Genomic DNA, 15,766 nt, shown 5'->3' on the forward strand with positions numbered 1-15,766 from the left:
ATGGCCGCATGCGACGCCTGCTGCTGATCGACGATGACGAACAACTGGCCGCGCCCCTGGCGGCCTTTTTCCGCCGCTTCGACTGCGAGCTGGTGTCGGCCACCACACCCAGCGCCGGCCTGGCGCTGTTGAAGGAGGGCGGCTTCGATGCCGCCATCCTCGACGTGATGCTGCCGGAGATGGACGGCTTCGAGCTGTGCCGCACCATCCGCAAGCACAGCGACCTGCCCATCGTCATGCTCACCGCCCGCGGCGACGTGATGGACCGCGTGGTGGGCCTGGAGCTGGGCGCCGACGACTACGTGCCCAAGCCCTTCGAGCCACGCGAACTGCTGGCCCGCCTGCAGACGGTGTGGCGGCGCAGCGGCAGCCGCGGCACCACCGCAGCGGCGCCGGCCGCCGGCCCGCGGCTGATGGCCTTCGACGGCCTGAGCCTGGACCTGGACCGCCGCCAGGCGCTGCGTCAGGGCGAGCTGCTGGACCTCACCGGCACCGAGTTCGAGCTGCTGGTGATGCTGGCGCGCGAGCCGCACAAGGTGTTCAGCCGCGACGAGATCCTGGAGCGCCTGCGCGGCCATGCGGCCGAAGACCTGCTCACCCGCGCGGTGGACATCCTGGTGAGCCGGCTGCGCAAGAAGCTGGAGCCGCTGGACTGCATCCGCACGCTGCGGGGCGTGGGCTATGCCTTCGCCGCGGGGCCGGCTGCGTGACGGCGGTGCCCGAAGCCGGCGCCGGCTGGCGCGGCCGCTGGCAAGGCGCCCGCCAGCGCCTGGGCCATTCGCTGCGCTGGCGGCTGGTGGGTCTCTTCGTGCTGCTGGCGGTGGCCACCGTCATCGTCTTCCTGTCCGGCATGCAGGAGTCGTTCCGCGGCGGTGGCGGCGGCTGGCGCGCGCTGGCGCGGCCCCTGGTGGCCCACTACCTGGACCTGGCGACGGCCGACCTGGGCACGCCACCCTCCATCGACAAGGCGCGGCAGATGGTGCAACGGCTGCCGCTGCGCATCCAGATCGACGGGCCGCAGGTGCAGTGGGACTCCCACCCCGAGCGGGCCGCCTGGGCCCGCCGCCACGGCCGTGACGACGATGGCGCCGAATGGCAGAGCCGCATGACGGCCGATGGCCACCGCGTCACCTTCCGGCTGGTGCCGCTGCCGCATGAGCGCCGCGCCCGCGGCATCGGCTGGGCGACCCTGGCGCTGCTGCTGGTGCTGGTGGCGCTGGCCTGGCGTGGCGTCAGCAGCCTGCTGCGGCCGATCGAGGGCATACGCGCCGGTGTGCAGCGTTATGGCCAGGGCAACTTCAGCCAGCCCATCGCGGTGCAGCGCCAGGACGAGCTGGGCCAGCTGGCCCAGCAGGTCAACACCATGGCCGCCGACCTGCAGCGCATGCTGGAGGCGCAGCGCGGCCTGCTGCTGGCCATCAGCCACGAGCTGCGCAGCCCGCTCACCCGCGCGCGGGTGAATGCCGAGCTGGTGGAGGACGGCGAAGCCCGCGACGCGCTGCTGCGCGACCTGGGCGAGATGCGCGACCTGATCAGCGACCTGCTGGACAGCGAACGGCTGACCGCCGGCCATGCCGCGCTGCAGACCGAGCCCACCGACTTGGCCGCGCTGCTGCGCGAGGTGGCGGCCGACGAGGCCGGCACGCCGCCGCTGCAGCTGGACCTGGCCGAAGGCCTGCCGCTGCTGCCGGTGGACCGCAGCCGGCTGCGGCTGCTGCTGCGCAACCTGATCGGCAATGCCCGCCGCCATGCGGCCGGCACGCCGGTGGTGCTGGGTTTGCAGCGCGAGGGTGGGGCGCTGGTGCTTTCGGTGCGCGACCACGGCCCGGGCGTCAGCGACGAACAGCTGGCGCGGCTGGCCGAGCCCTTCTACCGCACCGACAGCGCCCGCCAGCGGCGCACCGGCGGTGTGGGCCTGGGCCTGTACCTGTGCCGCCTGGTGGCGCAGGCGCATGGCGGGCAGTTGCGCATTGAACGGGCGCAGCCCGGGCTGCGGGTGAGCGCGCTGTTCCCGCAGGATCCGCTGCCGCCCTGAACCGTCATCGTGGCGGCCTCAATCTTGCGTAGGATCGCAGGCTTGTGAAATTTGCACCAAGGTGTCGCCGGTGAAACACACATTCGCGCCCGTGTTGTGCGCCGCTGCCAGTCTGCTGGCCGCGCTCGCAGGCCCTGTCCAGGCTGCGCCCGTCTCGGTGACGGTCGACGCCTTCAACGGCACGCTGATCGACTTCAATGCGCTGGCCGACCGCACCGCCGTGGGCAGCCTGTTCGCGGCGCAAGGCGTCACCGTCACCGGTGGCGGGCTGGTCACCAACAGCAGCAGCACCGTGCTGGCGCTGTTCGGCAGCCAGGCCGCCAGCAACTTCGATTACGGCAATGCGGCTGCACCTTCGTGGCTCAGCGTCACCTTGAGCTTTGCCGACCCGATCATCCGCATCGGCATGGACCAGCTGTCCAACGGCAGCGACTTCATCCTCGACGTGTCTGGCGAGGAGATGCTGTTCAGCAGCGGCAGCACGCCCCGCTTCGTCGGCGTGGAAGACCTGGACGGCTTCACCCAGGTCAGCCTGCGCATCACGCAGGAGAACAACCCGCGCTTTGCCATCGACAACCTGCGATTCGACTTCGCCGGCAGCGGCGGCGGCACCGTGCCCGAGCCGGGTGCGCTGGCCCTGGTCGGGTTGGCGCTGTGCGCCGCCGCGGCCGCCCGGCGGCGCTAGCCCCACAGCCGCCGGGGCGCACCCGGTTTTTCTACGCCCGAGGAACCTCCGCATGAGCACGCCGCCGCCCCTCGTCGCCGACCGGCCGGCCGCCAGCATCGTCGGCACCTTCGGCTACCGGGTGGAGGGCGACACCGCCTGCCTGAACGCCGAGATCGACTGGCGCCACGATGCCGCCGAGCAGGGCCGCTGGCACCTGCAGCTGTGGGCGCGGCCGCTGGATGCGCCCGGCCCCGCCGCCCAGGTGGCCGAGCTGGCGGTGACGGTGCCGCTGCACACCCATGGCGAGCCGCTGTGCGTGGAAGGCTATGTGATGGCCGTGCCCCCCGCCGGCACCGGCCCGCAGGCCATGACGCTGCGGCTGGTGGCGGTAACCGCCGATGGCCGCGTGGTGCAGCATGACGAGGTGGCCTTCGACCAGCCCGAGCGCTTCGTGCAGCCGCGCCTGCAGGGCGCCAGCCTGGCGCCGGTGGTCGGCCAGGGGCCGGCACTGGTGGTCGACTGGGTGCTCAACCCGCGGCCGGCCGACAACCTCAGCGGCACGCTGCAGCTGGAGCTGTGGGTGCTGGACCAACCCTACCGCGGCGGCCCCTTCGATGGGCGCTGCATCGGCTCGCTGCGGCTGGAGGCGCTGCCCGGCCAGGCCGAAGCCGGGCCGCTGGTGATGGCGGTGGACGGGCAGGCCGCCGACCTTCGCCGCCCCTGGTGCCTGATGCTGCGTGAGTGGACGGCGGTGGGCTTCGTCACCCGCGACTACACCGTGCTGGCGGCGCCCGCGCCGCTGCCGCAGCCGCCGCTGTCGGCCTGGAGCGTGGCGGCGCCCGCGGTGAAGCCGCGTGACCGGGCCGCGCCCGCCGAACTGCCGCCGGAGCCGGGCACCGCCTACATGCCGGCCGCCAGCGCCCACCGCCCCCGCCCGGCCACGCCGCGCCCGGCGCCACGGCCCGCGGGCGGCATGCCCGGCGGATTGGGTTCGCGGCTGATGGCGCACCTGCGGCAGTTCCTGCAACGCTAATACGCAATTGAGAATCGTTTGCGTTAGCATCCGATTCTCAACAGCCAGCCATCGCTCGCCACCTCCCTGCGCCCGCACCTCGTGTGCATCGGCGCGGGCGGCGCATGGCGGCTGGGTTCACCGGGTCGGCCGGGCCGCCAGCGCGGGTGCTGCACGGCGTGCAGAGGGCGCCTCAGCTGCAGGACCCCCCCGATGACCCGCCCCCGCTTTCGCGCCCACCCCGGCGCCCACCTTGGCGCCCGCCGCACCACGCTGGCCTGCGCCGCCACTTCCACCTTGTTGTTCGGCGCGCTGCCGGCCGCCTGGGCGCAGACGCCGGCAGCCACGCCCGAGGCGCCTGTGACGCAGGTGCTGATCACCGGCAATGCCGACCGCCAGACCGCCACCGGACCGGTCAAGGGCTACAACGCCCGCCGCAGCGCCACCGCCACCAAGACCGACACGCCGCTGTCGGAAACCGCGCAGTCGGTCACCGTGATCACCCGCGACCAGCTGGTGGACCAGGCCGCCACCAACCTGCAGGACGCGCTCAACTACGCGGCCGGCGTGCGTTCCGACGCCTATGGCCTGGACTCGCGCAGCGACGGCTTCCGCATCCGTGGCGGCAACGCCGACGAGTATCTGGACGGCCTGCGCAAGAACTTCGACTACTACACCAGCAACACCCGCACCGACCCGTACACGCTGGAGCGCATCGACGTGCTGCGCGGCCCGGCGGCCATGCTCTTCGGCCAGGGCTCCACCGGGGGTGTGGTCAACATGGTCAGCAAGCGCCCGCAGGACGTGGCGCAGGGCGAGGTGGGCCTGCAGATCGGCAGCTTCAACCGCCGGCAGGTCCAGGCCGATCTCACCGGGCCGCTGACCGCCGATGGCCAGTGGCTGTACCGGCTGGTGGCGGTGGCGCGGGACGCCGACACCCAGGTGGACCATGTGCGTGACGACCGCGGCCTGCTGGCGCCCACGCTCACGTGGCGGCCCAGCAACGTCACCTCGCTGACGCTGCAAGGCCTGGTGCAGAACGACAAGAGCGGCTCCACCTCGCAGTTCTTCCCGTGGTCGGGCGTCGTCACCGCCAACCCGAACGGCAAGCTGCCCACCAGCCGCTTCATCGGCAACCCCGACTGGGACCGCTACGACTCGCAGCGCCGCACGCTGGGCTGGTTGTTCGAGCACCGCTTCGACAACGGCTGGCAGCTCAACCAGGGCCTGCGTTACAGCCGCAACACGGTGGACTACCGCACGACCTATGGCGACTCGTTCAGCGTGCCGGGTGACTGGGCGGCCGACCCAACGGGCAAGCGCCTGCTGGGCCGCTATGCCAGCGCCAGCTACACGCAGACGCGGCTGCTCACGCTCGACCAGAACCTGCAGGGCCGCGTGAACACCGGCGCTGTGCAGCACGACCTGCTGGTGGGCCTGGACTACGCGCGCTACCGCAAGACGGGCACCAGCGGCTTCGCGGGTTCCGACCCCGACCAGGTGCCGCTGATCGACGCCTACAACCCGGTGTACACCCCCTTCACGCCGCCGGAAAGCTTCGCCATCGACCCCTCCACCCAGCGGCAGCTGGGCGTGTACCTGCAGGACCAGATCCGCTTCGGCGAGCACTGGCTCATCACCGCCGGCCTGCGGCACGACCAGGCGCGCAACCACACCGACGGCCAGGACGACCAGGACAGCAGCGCCACCACCAAGCGCCTGGGCGCGATGTACAACATCGCCGGCGGCTGGTCGCCGTACCTCAGCTACAGCGAGTCGTTCACACCGGTGGCCAACATCGGCAACCAGCGCTTCAAGCCGCTGCGCGGCAAGCAGTGGGAAGCCGGCGTCAAGCACGAGTCGGCCGACGGCCGGCTGATCGTCAATGCCGCGGTGTACGACCTGCGCGAGAAGAACCAGCTGGTCAGCGACCCCAGCACCAACTTGTCCAGACAAGTGGGCGAGACCAAGGCCACCGGCGTGGAGCTGGAAGTCAAGGCCGCGCTGCGCAAGGACTTCGACCTGGTGGCCAGCTACACCTACACCAACGTCGACGAGCCGCTGGAGGAAGTGCCGCACGACCAGGCCGCGGTGTGGGGCAAGTGGCGCTTCATGGTGGCCGGGCAGCCGGGCTTCTCGGCGGGCGCGGGCGTGCGCTACAAGAGCAGCTTCCACGACGGCGCGGCGCCCACGGTGCCCTCGGTCACGCTGCTGGACGCGATGCTGGCCTGGGAGAACACGCACTGGCGTGCCGCCCTCAACATCAGCAACCTGACCGACAAGACCTACGTGGCCACCTGCCTGGGCCGCGGCGACTGCTGGTTCGGCGCGCGGCGCAATGCGGTGGCTTCGCTGACCTACCGCTGGTAGGGAAGGTCAGTCCCGCGAGGGGATGTCGCTGTCCAGGCGCGGCAGGTCGCGCGGTGGCGTGGGCGCGGCCGACGGCCAGGCCGCGGCCATCGCGGCAGCCACTTCGTCGTCTTCCGGTGGCGGCGGCGTCGGTACCGCCTGCTGCACCACCGGCAGCGTGGGCGGCGCCGGGAGCGGCTGCGGCGCCGGCCGCGGTGCGGGGGCCGCCATCGGCCGTGGCGGAGCGGGCGGCGCGGCGCGTGGTGGCGCCGGCGGCAGCGGAATCTGCTGCCACTGGCCCCACAGCGGCTGGCGCTCGCCGGGGCCGGCCAGTTCCAGCTCTTCCACCAGCTCGCCGCGGCTGTCGGCGATCACCACCCGGTGCGATTGCGAATTGGCCGCCAGCGCGCGCCCGAAGCGGCGCAGCCGGTCGAGGTCGGTGTGCCAGATGCGGCCCTGCAGGCTCAGGCGGCCATTGGGTTCCCGGGTCACCTCGATCACCCGGTACACCGGCTGGCTGCCGAAGCGGCGCAAGGCCGCCGGAAACGCTGCGCGGGGCAGCGTGCGCGGCGTCGTCTCGGGCGCCCCGTCGAGCGGGGCAGGGGCGGTGTCGCGGGGCGGCATGACGTTCTCATCGGCGCGTGCTAGCCCGGCTGTAGTGGACGAACACTTTGTTTCCGCTGGCCGCCGATAGACTGCGCTGATGTCCCCGTTGCACACCATCCGCCTGGAGCCCGGCGCCCACTGTTTCAGCGCGGCGCCCGACCAGACGCTGCTGGCAGCCGCGTTGCAGGCCGGCGTGCCGTTGCGCAGCGCCTGCCGCAACGGCAGCTGCCGCGCCTGCCTGTCGCAGCTGCAAGCCGGCGAGGTGCACTACGTGATCGACTGGCCCGGCATCAGCCGCGACGAGCGCGCCGAAGGCGCCGTGCTGCCCTGCGTGGCGCAGCCGCGCAGCGACGTGGTGCTGCAGGCCGGCCGACTCGTCTGGGGATGACGTGGAAGCTGCCGACGAAGACCGTCTGCTGCAGGCCGCTGCCCATGCGCGTGGGCAGTCGCATTCGCCCTACTCGCGCTTTGCGGTGGGCGCGGCGCTGCTGGACGAGCAGGGCCGCCTGCATGCCGGCGCCAACATCGAGAACGCCGCCTACCCCGAAGGCCTGTGCGCCGAGGCGGTGGCCCTGGCCCACCTGGTGATGGCCGGCGGCCGGCGTGTGGTGGCGGCCGCCGTGGTGGCCGACAGCGGCCAGCCCATCACCCCCTGCGGCGGCTGCCGGCAGAAGCTGCGCGAGTTCGCGGCGGGCGATGCCCCGGTGCTGTCAGGCGGCGTCACCGCCGAGGGTGGCGCGGTGCTGCGCCTGCGCGCCACGATGGCGGGGCTGCTGCCGCACAGCTTCGGGCCCGACCACCTGACTTGACTGTCAAGCCACCAGCCCGGCCGCCAAGGCCCGTGTCAGCTCGGCGGCCGGCAGGGGCCGGCTCAGCGGGGCCGCCTGGCCCGCCCACAGCGGCGAGAAGTCGCCGTTGTCACGTGCCTCGGCTTCGGCGCGCAGCGGCGCCAGCGCGCTGGTGGCCAGCGGGAAACGCGGCGCTTCGTCGGCCAGCGGGCCCATCTCGCGCATCACGCGGTTCAGCACGCCGCGCGCCGGTCGGCCGGTGAACACGTTGGTCAGCGCCGTGTGCGCCGCGGCCGGGCTGGCCAGCGCGCGCCGGTGCACGGTGCTGGTGTCGGCCTCGGGGCACAGCAGGTAGGCGGTGCCCACCTGCACGCCGCTGGCGCCCAGCGCCATCGCCGCCCTGACGCCGCGTGCATCGGCCATGCCGCCGGCGGCCACCACCGGCACCGTCACCGCGTCCACCACCTGCGGCAGCAGCGCCATCAGGCCCAGCTGCAGGCTCAGGTCGTCGTCCAGGAAGTGGCCGCGGTGGCCGCCGGCTTCCAGGCCCTGGGCGATCACCACATCGGCACCGTGCGCCTGCAGCCAGCGCGCCTCGGCCACGGTGGTGGCCGACGACATCACCACCGCGCCCCAGTTCTTCACCGCCTGCAGCAGTGCCGGGGCGGGCAGGCCGAAATGGAAGCTCACCACCGGCGGCCGGAAGTGCGCCAGCAGCGCCGCCGCTTCCGCCGTGAAGGGCACACGGCCCGCGCCGCCGGGCGCGTTGCGCAGGTCGGTGCCGAACTCAGCGTCGAAGCGGTGCGACAGCCGCGTGCGCCAGGCCGCGTCACGCGCCGGGTCGGTCACCGGCGGCGTGTGGCAGAAAAAGTTGACGTTGTACGGCCGGCAGCTGGCCTGCAGCCGCTCCAGCTCGGCTTTCAAGGCCTCGGGCGAGAGCAGGGCCGCGGGCAGCGAGCCCAGCGCGCCGGCCTGCGACACCGCCGCGGCCAGCCGGCTGCCCTGGGTGCCGGCCATCGGCGCCTGGATCAGGGGCAGTTCGGTCTGCAGCAGCGACAGCAGGGTGGACATCGACATGGGGCGGCTCCGGCGACAACAGGCTGCCAGCCTAACGCCAAGCCGTGCCCCGGCTGCCGCCAGCGCCGCCGTACCCCGGCGGCGGGCGGGTTCAAGGCTGTGCCTTCTGGCGGTAGACCACCGGCGGCAGCGCCTGCGACCAGGGGCTGCGCTCGCGCGGCATCCAGGCGCTGCGTTCACGCAGCAGGGCCTGCACCCGGTCCACCAGGGCGTCCACCCGGCGGGCCAGCGCGCGGCGCGTGGGCAGGCCGGGCAGGGCGGCTTCCAGCTCGGCCTGCTGCTGCTGCGCCCACAGCAGCGCGCTGTCACGCACGATGACGGCGGCGCGCAGCCGCATCAGCTCTCGGTCCTGGGCGCGCAGCTGGCGGGCCTGTTCGTCCAGCAGGCGGCTGCAACGGCGCTGCACGCTGCCGTAGGCGTTCATCAGCGCGCAGTGCTCGCGCGCCAAGTTGTCGGGTTCGGGTAGGTCGTTGTCGCTCACCGTGCACCTCCTGTGGTGACGGGCGATCTTAGATGAGAATGATTCTCGTTTGTGCAACAACCGCGTTGCCAAAGGAAAAGCCCCCGGGGCAGTCACTGCGCCGGGGGCGGGGTCGGTCAACGCCCGTTCGTCAGGCTTCCGCCGGGGCCGAGGTGCGGATCAGGTGGTCGAACGCGCCCAGCGCGGCGGTGGCGCCCTGGCCCACGGCGATCACGATCTGCTTGTAGGGCACCGTGGTCACGTCGCCGGCCGCGTACACGCCCGGCACCGACGTCTGGCCGTGGGTGTTGACGATGATCTCGCCGCGCGGCGAGAGCTCCACGCCACTGCCCTTGAGCCAGGCGGTGTTGGGCACCAGGCCGATCTGCACGAACACGCCCGACAGGTCGATGCTGTGCAGCTCGCCGGTCTTGCGGTCCTTGTAGGCCAGGCCCACCACCTTGCTGCCGTCGCCCTTGACCTCGGTGGTCTGCGCGTTCACCAGCACCTTGACGTTGGGCAGGCTGTGCAGCTTGCGCTGCAGCACCGCGTCGGCGCGCAGCTGGCTGTCGAATTCCAGCAGCGTGACGTGGTCCACCACGCCGGCCAGGTCGATGGCGGCTTCCACGCCGGAGTTGCCGCCGCCGATCACGGCCACCTTCTTGCCCTTGAACAGCGGGCCGTCGCAGTGCGGGCAGTAGGTCACGCCCTTGGTGCGGTACTCGGCTTCGCCGGGCACGTTCATGTCGCGCCAGCGGGCACCAGTGGCCAGGATCACGCTCTTGCTCTTGAGCGTGGCGCCGCTGGCCAGCGTCACTTCCACCAGGTCGCCTTCTACCTTCAAGGCTTCGGCGCGCTGCATGTTCATGATGTCCACGTCGTAGGCCTTGACGTGTTCTTCCAGCGCCACGGCGAACTTCGCGCCGTCGGTTTCCTTGATGGAGATGTAGTTCTCGATGCCCAGCGTGTCCAGCACCTGGCCGCCGAAGCGCTCGGCCGCCACGCCGGTGCGAATGCCCTTGCGGGCCGCATACACGGCGGCTGCCGCGCCAGCGGGGCCACCACCGACGATCAGCACGTCGAACGGCGCCTTGGCGCTGAGCTTGGCCGCGTCACGGGCGGTGGCGCCGGTGTCGATCTTGGCCAGGATCTCTTCCAGGCCCATGCGGCCCTGGCCGAAGGGCTGGCCGTTCAGGAAGATCGAAGGCACGGCCATGATCTGGCGCTCTTCCACTTCGCTCTGGAAGAAGCCGCCGTCGATCGCGACGTGCTTGATGCGCGGGTTCAGCACCGCCATCAGGTTCAGCGCCTGCACCACGTCCGGGCAGTTGTGGCAGGTCAGGCTCATCCAGGTCTCGAAGACCAGGTCCTGCTCCGGCTGCAGCGCGCGGATCTGCTCGATCAGATCGGCTTCCACCTTGGGCGGGTAGCCACCGGCCTGCAGCAGCGCCAGCACCAGCGAGGTGAACTCGTGGCCCATCGGCAACGCGGCGAAGCGCACGCCCATGTCGGCGCCCTGGCGGGTGATCTGGAAGGAGGGGCGGCGGCTGTCGTTGCCGTCGGTGCGCAGCGTGATCTTGTCGGACAGGCCGACGATCTCGCTCAGCAGCTCACGCACCTGTTGCGATTCGGCGCGGTCGTCCAGCGAGGCGATCAGTTCGATCGGCTGTTGCAGGCGTTCGAGGTAGCCCTTGAGTTGGGCCTGGAGGTTGGCGTCCAGCATGGCGGCTCCTTCAGTCAGCGGTATGTGGTGTGTTCAAACGGGCGGCGTCAGACCCAGACCCGGTTGAACACGCCCCGCTGCACAAGCCGCGGGACGTTTTCAACAGGGCCCGGTTCGGGCCTGCGCAGGCCGGCACGGCCGGCTTGCGCGGGAAGCCTGGTCGGCTGGCACGGCGCCGGCCTTCAGCTTCGTCATCGGTGGTGCGTCAGATCTTGCCGACCAGGTCCAGCGACGGGGTCAGGGTGGCAGCGCCTTCGTTCCACTTGGCGGGGCACACCTGGCCCGGGTGGGCGGCGGTGTACTGGGCGGCCTTCAGCTTGCGCAGCGTTTCCTTGACGTCGCGGGCGATCTCGTTGGAGTGCACTTCCATCGTCTTGATCACGCCGTCGGGGTTCACCACGAAGGTGCCGCGCAGGGCCAGGCCTTCTTCGGGGATGTGCACGCCGAAGGCGTTGGTCAGGGCGTGGGTCGGGTCGCCGACCAGGGGGAACTTGGCCTTGCCGACGGCCGGCGAGGTCTCGTGCCACACCTTGTGCGAGAAGTGAGTGTCGGTGGTGACGATGTACACCTCGGCGCCGACCTTCTGGAACTCGGCGTAGTTGTCAGCCGCGTCTTCGATCTCGGTCGGGCAGTTGAAGGTGAAGGCGGCCGGCATGAAGATCAGGACCGACCACTTGCCCTTCAGGGTCTGCTCGGTCACGTCGACGAACTTGCCGTTGTGGAACGCCTGGGTCTTGAACGGTTGGACTTGGGTGTTGATCAAAGACATGTGTGTTCCTCGTTGTGGGGGTGGGTTGTGGACCGAGAGTGACTTTAGGCGTTCCGGGGCATCGCGTGGATTCATTAGGTCAATGTGGCCGATTGAGTTTGCCTAATGAGATGGCGCCAGAATGTCAGCTCACACCAACGGAGGCGGCCGATGCGGTACTTGCTCCTGATCCGTGAGCCCCTCGGGCAGCGCGCCGAGCGCACCGAGGCCCAAGGGCGCCAGCTCTATGACCGCATGTTGGGCTTTGCGGCCGAGCTGCAATCGCGCGGCGTGCTGCTGGCCGCCGAGTCGCTGGCCGACATGGGCCCGCAGGCGGCGCGGCTGCAGGTGCGGGAAGGGCGCCGCAGCGTCATCGACGGCCCCTTCACCGAGACCAAGGAAATGGTCGGTGGCATCTTCCTGATCGAGGTGCCCAGCCGCGAGGCCGCGCTGGACATCGCCGCCGAGTGCCCGGCCGCGCAGTGGTGCACGGTGGAAGTGCGTGAAGCCGCCCCTTGCTGGAAATGAGATGGGGCACCCGGTGCCGCGGGTACGCGGCCCCACCCTGTGTGCCCAGCATGGGCACGATCTTCGAGGTGAAAGTCCTCGCGCGAGCGGACCACCGTGAGCGAAGTGAAGTGCAACTGCGTGAGGGTGACCGAGCGTGGGGAGGAAGCATGTAGCGATGGCCGCGAGCCGATGAACAAGAACCGCATAGGAGGCGCCGTGGAGCGAGGCGAGCCGGCAGGGAACGGCGAAGCCTTGGTGGTCAAGGCGAAGCGGCGTAGATGCGGCGGTTGTGCGGTCGAAGGATCGTGTTCTTACCTGGGGAGATCTCGCCTCGTGCCTGAAAGGGCGACGGCCTATGCCGGAGCGAGAAGTCAGCAGATGCCGTAGTAGCGGCGCGGTGAGCGCGGTGAAGGGCTGAACGAGACGGAGGGCTGCAAGGCGTGGCGCTTGGAAGTGCAAGGCATCAGACGTGTGCGAGGCCGACAGGCCGGGCACGGCGGCGCGGGGCGAGTGGCGGTGAAGCCGCGGCGAGCGCGCGCAGCGATGAAGCACGGCCGGCGCGCTGCGATCTGACGGGCCCGGGGGCCGACGACCTGCTGGGGCAGGCGCTGGCCAGAGCGAACATGGCCGCGGCGTGGAAACGCATCAAGGCCAACAAGGGAGGCGCTGGCGTCGATGGACGCACGGTGCAGGACACGGCGGTGTGGCTGCAGGGCGCGTGGCCCGCCATCCGGCAGAGCGTGCTCGACGGCAGTTACCGCCCCAGCGCGGTACGGCGGGTGAGCATCCCGAAGCCGGGCGGTGGTGAGCGCGAACTGGGCATACCGACCGTGGTCGACAGGTTGATCCAGCAGGCGCTGCTGCAGGTACTGCAGCCGCTGATCGACCCCTGCTTCAGCGAGCACAGCCACGGCTTCAGGCCGGGGCGCAGCGCGCATGGGGCGGTGGTCGAGGCCAAGCGGTACGTGCAGGAAGGCTACGACGTCGTGGTGGATGTGGACCTGGAGAAGTTCTTCGACCGGGTCGATCACGACATCGTGATGCACAGGCTGAGTCTGCACGTTGCGGACAAGCGGGTGCTGCGGCTCATCCGGCGGTATCTGCAGGCACCGACGATGGTAGCGGGGGTGGTCAGCCCGCGGACGCAGGGCACGCCGCAAGGCGGGCCACTGAGCCCGTTGCTGGCCAACGTGCTGCTGGACGAAGTGGATCGAGAGCTGGAACGCAGGGGCCATCGGTTCGTGCGTTATGCCGACGACTGCAATGTCTACGTCAAGAGCCGAAAGGCTGGCGAGCGGGTACTGCAAGGGCTGCGCAAGCACTACGCGCGGCTGGCACTGAAGGTCAACGAGGCCAAGACGGCCGTGGGCGAAGTCTGGGGACGCAAGTTCCTGGGCTACTGCCTGTGGCAAGACCCGACCGAGCGAGGCCGGCGGGTGGATGACGGTGTGCGCATCGGGGTGGCCCGGCCGGTACTGGCGCAGCTGCGTCAGCATCTGCGCGGACTCACGCGGCGGCACAGCGGCTGCAGCCTGGAGCATGTGGCGCAGGGCTTGAGGGAATATCTGCAGGGCTGGAAGGCGTACTTCCGGCTGGCGCAGACCCCGCGGGTGTTTGCGGCCATGGACCAATGGCTGCGGCACCGGTTGCGTGCCATCCAGTTCAAGCAGTGGAAGAACGTCGCTACCGTGTACCGCGAAATGCGGCGGCTGGGCGCGACTCACCCACAGGCTGCGGCTGCGGCGGCACACACCGGTCGCTGGTGGCGAGGCAGCCACCACTGTTTGAACAACGTCCTGACCATCGCCTACTTCGACCGGCTGGGCGTGCCGCGCTTGGCATGACCTGATCCTCCCAAGCCGCCCACCTCAACGTCCCGAACCGCCCGGTGCGGACCCGCATGCCGGGTGGTGTGGGAGGGGTCGGCCCCACTGGGGCCGCCCCTATCCCGATCCGAGAGGGTTCCGGGCCCGCTTGGGAGCGGCCCGGCGCTGTCCCGGGGGCACCCGTGCGTCGAACCGGCGAGGTGTGATTCGTCGTGCATGAACGGGCCGCCCCGGCCCGCAGGAGCCCCACCATGCGATTCATGATCATCGTGCGCGCCACGCCCGAGACCGAGGCCGAGGACCATCCGCTGCCCGAGGACGAGACGGTGCTGCCCGCCATGCTGGCCTACCACGACGAACTGGCCCGTGCCGGTGTGCTGCTGGAAGGCAATGGCCTCAAGCCCAGCCGCCACGGCTGGCGCATCCGCTACCAGGACGGCCGCCGCCAGTGGATCGACGGCCCCTTCGCCGAAACCAAGGAACTGATCGCCGGCTACACGTTGATCCAGGTGCGCAGCCGCGAAGAGGCCATGGAATGGGCGCGCCGCTTTCCGGCCCCGATGGGCGAGAAGGTGCCGGCCGAGATCGAGGTGCGTGAGCTGTACGAGGACAGCGACTTTCCGCCGCCGCCCGCCGCGGCCGCCGCCGGATGACGCCAGCGCCGGCTGATTCGCCCACCCACCGCGCCATCGATGCGGTGTGGCGGCTGGAGTCGTCGAAGATCATCGCCGCCGTCGCCCGCCTGGTGCGCGACGTCGGCCTGGCCGAGGAACTGGCGCAGGATGCCCTCATCGCCGCGCTGGAGCACTGGCCGGCCGAGGGCTTGCCCGACAAGCCCGGTGCCTGGCTGATGACCACCGCCAAGCACCGCGCGCTCGACCGCCTGCGCCAGCAGGCCATGCAGCAGCGCCGGCATGAGGAACTGGGCGCCGATGCCGACGCGCTGGGCACCCACGTGGTGCCCGACTTCGTCGATGCGCTGGACGCCGCCCGGCAGGACGACATCGGCGACGACCTGCTGCGGCTCATCTTCACCGCCTGCCACCCGGTGCTGCCCACCGAGGCGCGCGTGGCGCTGACGCTCAAGCTGCTGGGCGGCCTGTCCACCGCCGAGATCGCCCGTGCATTCCTGGTGCCCGAGCCCACGGTGGCCCAGCGCATCGTGCGGGCCAAGCGGGCGCTGACGGCGGCCCGCGTGCCCTTCGAAGTGCCGCCGGCCGAGGCGCGCACCGAGCGGCTGGATTCGGTGCTCGACGTCATCTACCTGATCTACAACGAGGGCTACGCCGCCACCGCCGGCGGCGACTGGATGCGCCCCGCGTTGTGCGACGAGGCGCTGCGCCTGGGCCGGGTGCTGGCCGGCCTGATGCCCGACGAACCCGAGGTGCTGGGCCTGGTGGCGCTGATGGAGCTGCAGAGCTCGCGCGCCGCTGCGCGGGTGGATGCGCAAGGTGCGCCGGTGCTGCTGGCCGACCAGGACCGCAGCCGCTGGGACCCGCTGCTGATACGCCGCGGCCTGGCGGCACTGGCCCGGGCGCAGGCACTGGCCGAGGCCGGGCCCGGCTGGGGCCCGTATGGCCTGCAGGCCGCCATCGCCGCCTGCCATGCGCGCGCGCAGCGGGCCGAAGCCACCGACTGGCCGCAGATCGAGCAGCTGTACCAGGCGCTGATGACCGCCGCGCCTTCGCCGGTGGTGGCGCTCAATCACGCGGTGGCGCTGGGCATGGCGCAGGGCGCCGAGGCCGCATGGCCCTTGGTGGAGGCGCTGGCGCAGGACAAGGCGCTGGCCCGCTACCCGTGGCTGTTCAGCGTCAAGGCCGATCTGCTCACCCGGCTGGGCCGCCGCGCCGAGGCCGAGGCCGCCTTCCGCGAAGCGGCAGCGCTGACGCAGAACGAGCGCGACCGTGCGGTGCTGCTGCAGCGCGCACATGCGCTGGCCGTGGCCCGGCATTGAATCGCGCTTGT

At 71.2% G+C, this 15,766-nt stretch carries 16 protein-coding genes; 11 read left to right on the top strand and 5 right to left on the bottom strand.

The window, feature by feature from the left end:
- Positions 1-8 precede the first annotated feature (8 nt).
- From MW290_RS14465 to MW290_RS14485, 5 genes are all read left to right on the top strand, one after another.
- Positions 9-710 (top strand): response regulator transcription factor, encoded by a 702-nt coding sequence (locus MW290_RS14465; RefSeq protein ID WP_250198426.1) that lies wholly within the window; start codon positions 9-11, stop codon positions 708-710.
- A complete protein-coding gene (locus MW290_RS14470; RefSeq protein ID WP_250198427.1) occupies positions 707-2,035 on the top strand; it encodes a sensor histidine kinase in 1,329 nt (442 codons plus the stop codon). Before MW290_RS14465 ends, MW290_RS14470 begins: the two co-directional genes overlap by 4 nt.
- Before the next feature lie 70 nt (positions 2,036-2,105).
- A complete protein-coding gene (locus tag MW290_RS14475) occupies positions 2,106-2,720 on the top strand; it encodes a PEP-CTERM sorting domain-containing protein (RefSeq protein ID WP_250198428.1) in 615 nt (204 codons plus the stop codon).
- A 52-nt stretch (positions 2,721-2,772) separates the two neighbouring features.
- Complete coding sequence (locus MW290_RS14480; protein WP_250198429.1) at positions 2,773-3,735, top strand: hypothetical protein; 963 nt, start codon at positions 2,773-2,775, stop codon at positions 3,733-3,735.
- A gap of 192 nt (positions 3,736-3,927) precedes the next feature.
- The gene (locus tag MW290_RS14485; RefSeq protein WP_250198430.1) at positions 3,928-6,084 is read left to right on the top strand and encodes a TonB-dependent siderophore receptor; all 2,157 of its coding nucleotides are present in this window, start codon (positions 3,928-3,930) and stop codon (positions 6,082-6,084) included.
- 6 nt (positions 6,085-6,090) lie between these two features.
- Here MW290_RS14485 and MW290_RS14490 read toward each other — a convergent pair whose 3' ends face one another.
- Entirely contained in the window at positions 6,091-6,687 is a 597-nt protein-coding gene (locus MW290_RS14490; RefSeq protein ID WP_250198431.1) for a hypothetical protein, read from the bottom strand.
- A gap of 79 nt (positions 6,688-6,766) precedes the next feature.
- Between MW290_RS14490 and MW290_RS14495 the strand changes: the two genes are divergently transcribed.
- Complete coding sequence (locus MW290_RS14495) at positions 6,767-7,057, top strand: 2Fe-2S iron-sulfur cluster-binding protein (protein ID WP_250198432.1); 291 nt, start codon at positions 6,767-6,769, stop codon at positions 7,055-7,057.
- Position 7,058: 1 nt separating this feature from the next.
- The gene (locus MW290_RS14500; protein WP_250198433.1) at positions 7,059-7,478 is read left to right on the top strand and encodes a cytidine deaminase; all 420 of its coding nucleotides are present in this window, start codon (positions 7,059-7,061) and stop codon (positions 7,476-7,478) included.
- Between the two features lie 3 nt (positions 7,479-7,481).
- On the opposite strand, the gene MW290_RS14505 is transcribed toward MW290_RS14500, so the two are convergent.
- The 4 genes from MW290_RS14505 to ahpC all read right to left on the bottom strand — a co-directional run bounded on the left by MW290_RS14505 (position 7,482) and on the right by ahpC (position 11,486).
- Positions 7,482-8,528 (bottom strand): NAD(P)H-dependent flavin oxidoreductase, encoded by a 1,047-nt coding sequence (locus tag MW290_RS14505; RefSeq protein ID WP_250200005.1) that lies wholly within the window; start codon positions 8,526-8,528, stop codon positions 7,482-7,484.
- Between the two features lie 97 nt (positions 8,529-8,625).
- Positions 8,626-9,015 carry a hypothetical protein gene (locus MW290_RS14510; protein WP_250198434.1) on the bottom strand — a complete coding sequence of 130 codons (390 nt, stop codon included), beginning with the start codon at positions 9,013-9,015 and terminating at the stop codon, positions 8,626-8,628.
- Positions 9,016-9,145: 130 nt separating this feature from the next.
- Complete coding sequence (gene ahpF, locus MW290_RS14515; RefSeq protein WP_250198435.1) at positions 9,146-10,717, bottom strand: alkyl hydroperoxide reductase subunit F; 1,572 nt, start codon at positions 10,715-10,717, stop codon at positions 9,146-9,148.
- 205 nt (positions 10,718-10,922) lie between these two features.
- Positions 10,923-11,486: an alkyl hydroperoxide reductase subunit C gene (ahpC, locus tag MW290_RS14520; protein ID WP_250198436.1), complete on the bottom strand. Its 564-nt coding sequence runs from the start codon at positions 11,484-11,486 to the stop codon at positions 10,923-10,925.
- A gap of 150 nt (positions 11,487-11,636) precedes the next feature.
- Between ahpC and MW290_RS14525 the strand changes: the two genes are divergently transcribed.
- The 4 genes from MW290_RS14525 to MW290_RS14540 all read left to right on the top strand — a co-directional run bounded on the left by MW290_RS14525 (position 11,637) and on the right by MW290_RS14540 (position 15,755).
- Entirely contained in the window at positions 11,637-11,993 is a 357-nt protein-coding gene (locus MW290_RS14525) for a YciI family protein (protein WP_250198437.1), read from the top strand.
- 605 nt (positions 11,994-12,598) lie between these two features.
- Positions 12,599-13,819, top strand: coding sequence for a group II intron reverse transcriptase/maturase (ltrA, locus tag MW290_RS14530; protein WP_375142818.1), 1,221 nt, complete (start codon positions 12,599-12,601; stop codon positions 13,817-13,819).
- A gap of 233 nt (positions 13,820-14,052) precedes the next feature.
- The gene (locus MW290_RS14535) at positions 14,053-14,454 is read left to right on the top strand and encodes a YciI family protein (protein WP_250198438.1); all 402 of its coding nucleotides are present in this window, start codon (positions 14,053-14,055) and stop codon (positions 14,452-14,454) included.
- Complete coding sequence (locus MW290_RS14540; RefSeq protein ID WP_250198439.1) at positions 14,451-15,755, top strand: RNA polymerase sigma factor; 1,305 nt, start codon at positions 14,451-14,453, stop codon at positions 15,753-15,755. The genes MW290_RS14535 and MW290_RS14540 overlap by 4 nt, the downstream gene beginning before the upstream one ends.
- The last annotated feature ends 11 nt before the right edge of the window (positions 15,756-15,766 follow it).

The sequence above is a fragment of the Aquincola tertiaricarbonis genome (assembly GCF_023573145.1).
Lineage (GTDB): Bacteria > Pseudomonadota > Gammaproteobacteria > Burkholderiales > Burkholderiaceae_C > Aquincola > Aquincola tertiaricarbonis_B.

What these genes read in the sequence shown, in the direction of transcription:
- MW290_RS14465 (WP_250198426.1), top strand. Translation starts at nt 9, where the DNA reads ATGCGACGCCTGCTGCTGATCGACGATGACGAACAACTGGCCGCGCCC.
- MW290_RS14480 (WP_250198429.1), top strand. Translation starts at nt 2,773, where the DNA reads ATGAGCACGCCGCCGCCCCTCGTCGCCGACCGGCCGGCCGCCAGCATC.
- MW290_RS14485 (WP_250198430.1), top strand. Translation starts at nt 3,928, where the DNA reads ATGACCCGCCCCCGCTTTCGCGCCCACCCCGGCGCCCACCTTGGCGCC.
- MW290_RS14490 (WP_250198431.1), bottom strand. Translation starts at nt 6,687, where the DNA reads ATGCCGCCCCGCGACACCGCCCCTGCCCCGCTCGACGGGGCGCCCGAG.
- MW290_RS14495 (WP_250198432.1), top strand. Translation starts at nt 6,767, where the DNA reads ATGTCCCCGTTGCACACCATCCGCCTGGAGCCCGGCGCCCACTGTTTC.
- MW290_RS14505 (WP_250200005.1), bottom strand. Translation starts at nt 8,528, where the DNA reads ATGTCCACCCTGCTGTCGCTGCTGCAGACCGAACTGCCCCTGATCCAG.
- ahpF (WP_250198435.1), bottom strand. Translation starts at nt 10,717, where the DNA reads ATGCTGGACGCCAACCTCCAGGCCCAACTCAAGGGCTACCTCGAACGC.
- ahpC (WP_250198436.1), bottom strand. Translation starts at nt 11,486, where the DNA reads ATGTCTTTGATCAACACCCAAGTCCAACCGTTCAAGACCCAGGCGTTC.
- MW290_RS14525 (WP_250198437.1), top strand. Translation starts at nt 11,637, where the DNA reads ATGCGGTACTTGCTCCTGATCCGTGAGCCCCTCGGGCAGCGCGCCGAG.
- ltrA (WP_375142818.1), top strand. Translation starts at nt 12,599, where the DNA reads ATGGCCGCGGCGTGGAAACGCATCAAGGCCAACAAGGGAGGCGCTGGC.
- MW290_RS14535 (WP_250198438.1), top strand. Translation starts at nt 14,053, where the DNA reads ATGCGATTCATGATCATCGTGCGCGCCACGCCCGAGACCGAGGCCGAG.
- MW290_RS14540 (WP_250198439.1), top strand. Translation starts at nt 14,451, where the DNA reads ATGACGCCAGCGCCGGCTGATTCGCCCACCCACCGCGCCATCGATGCG.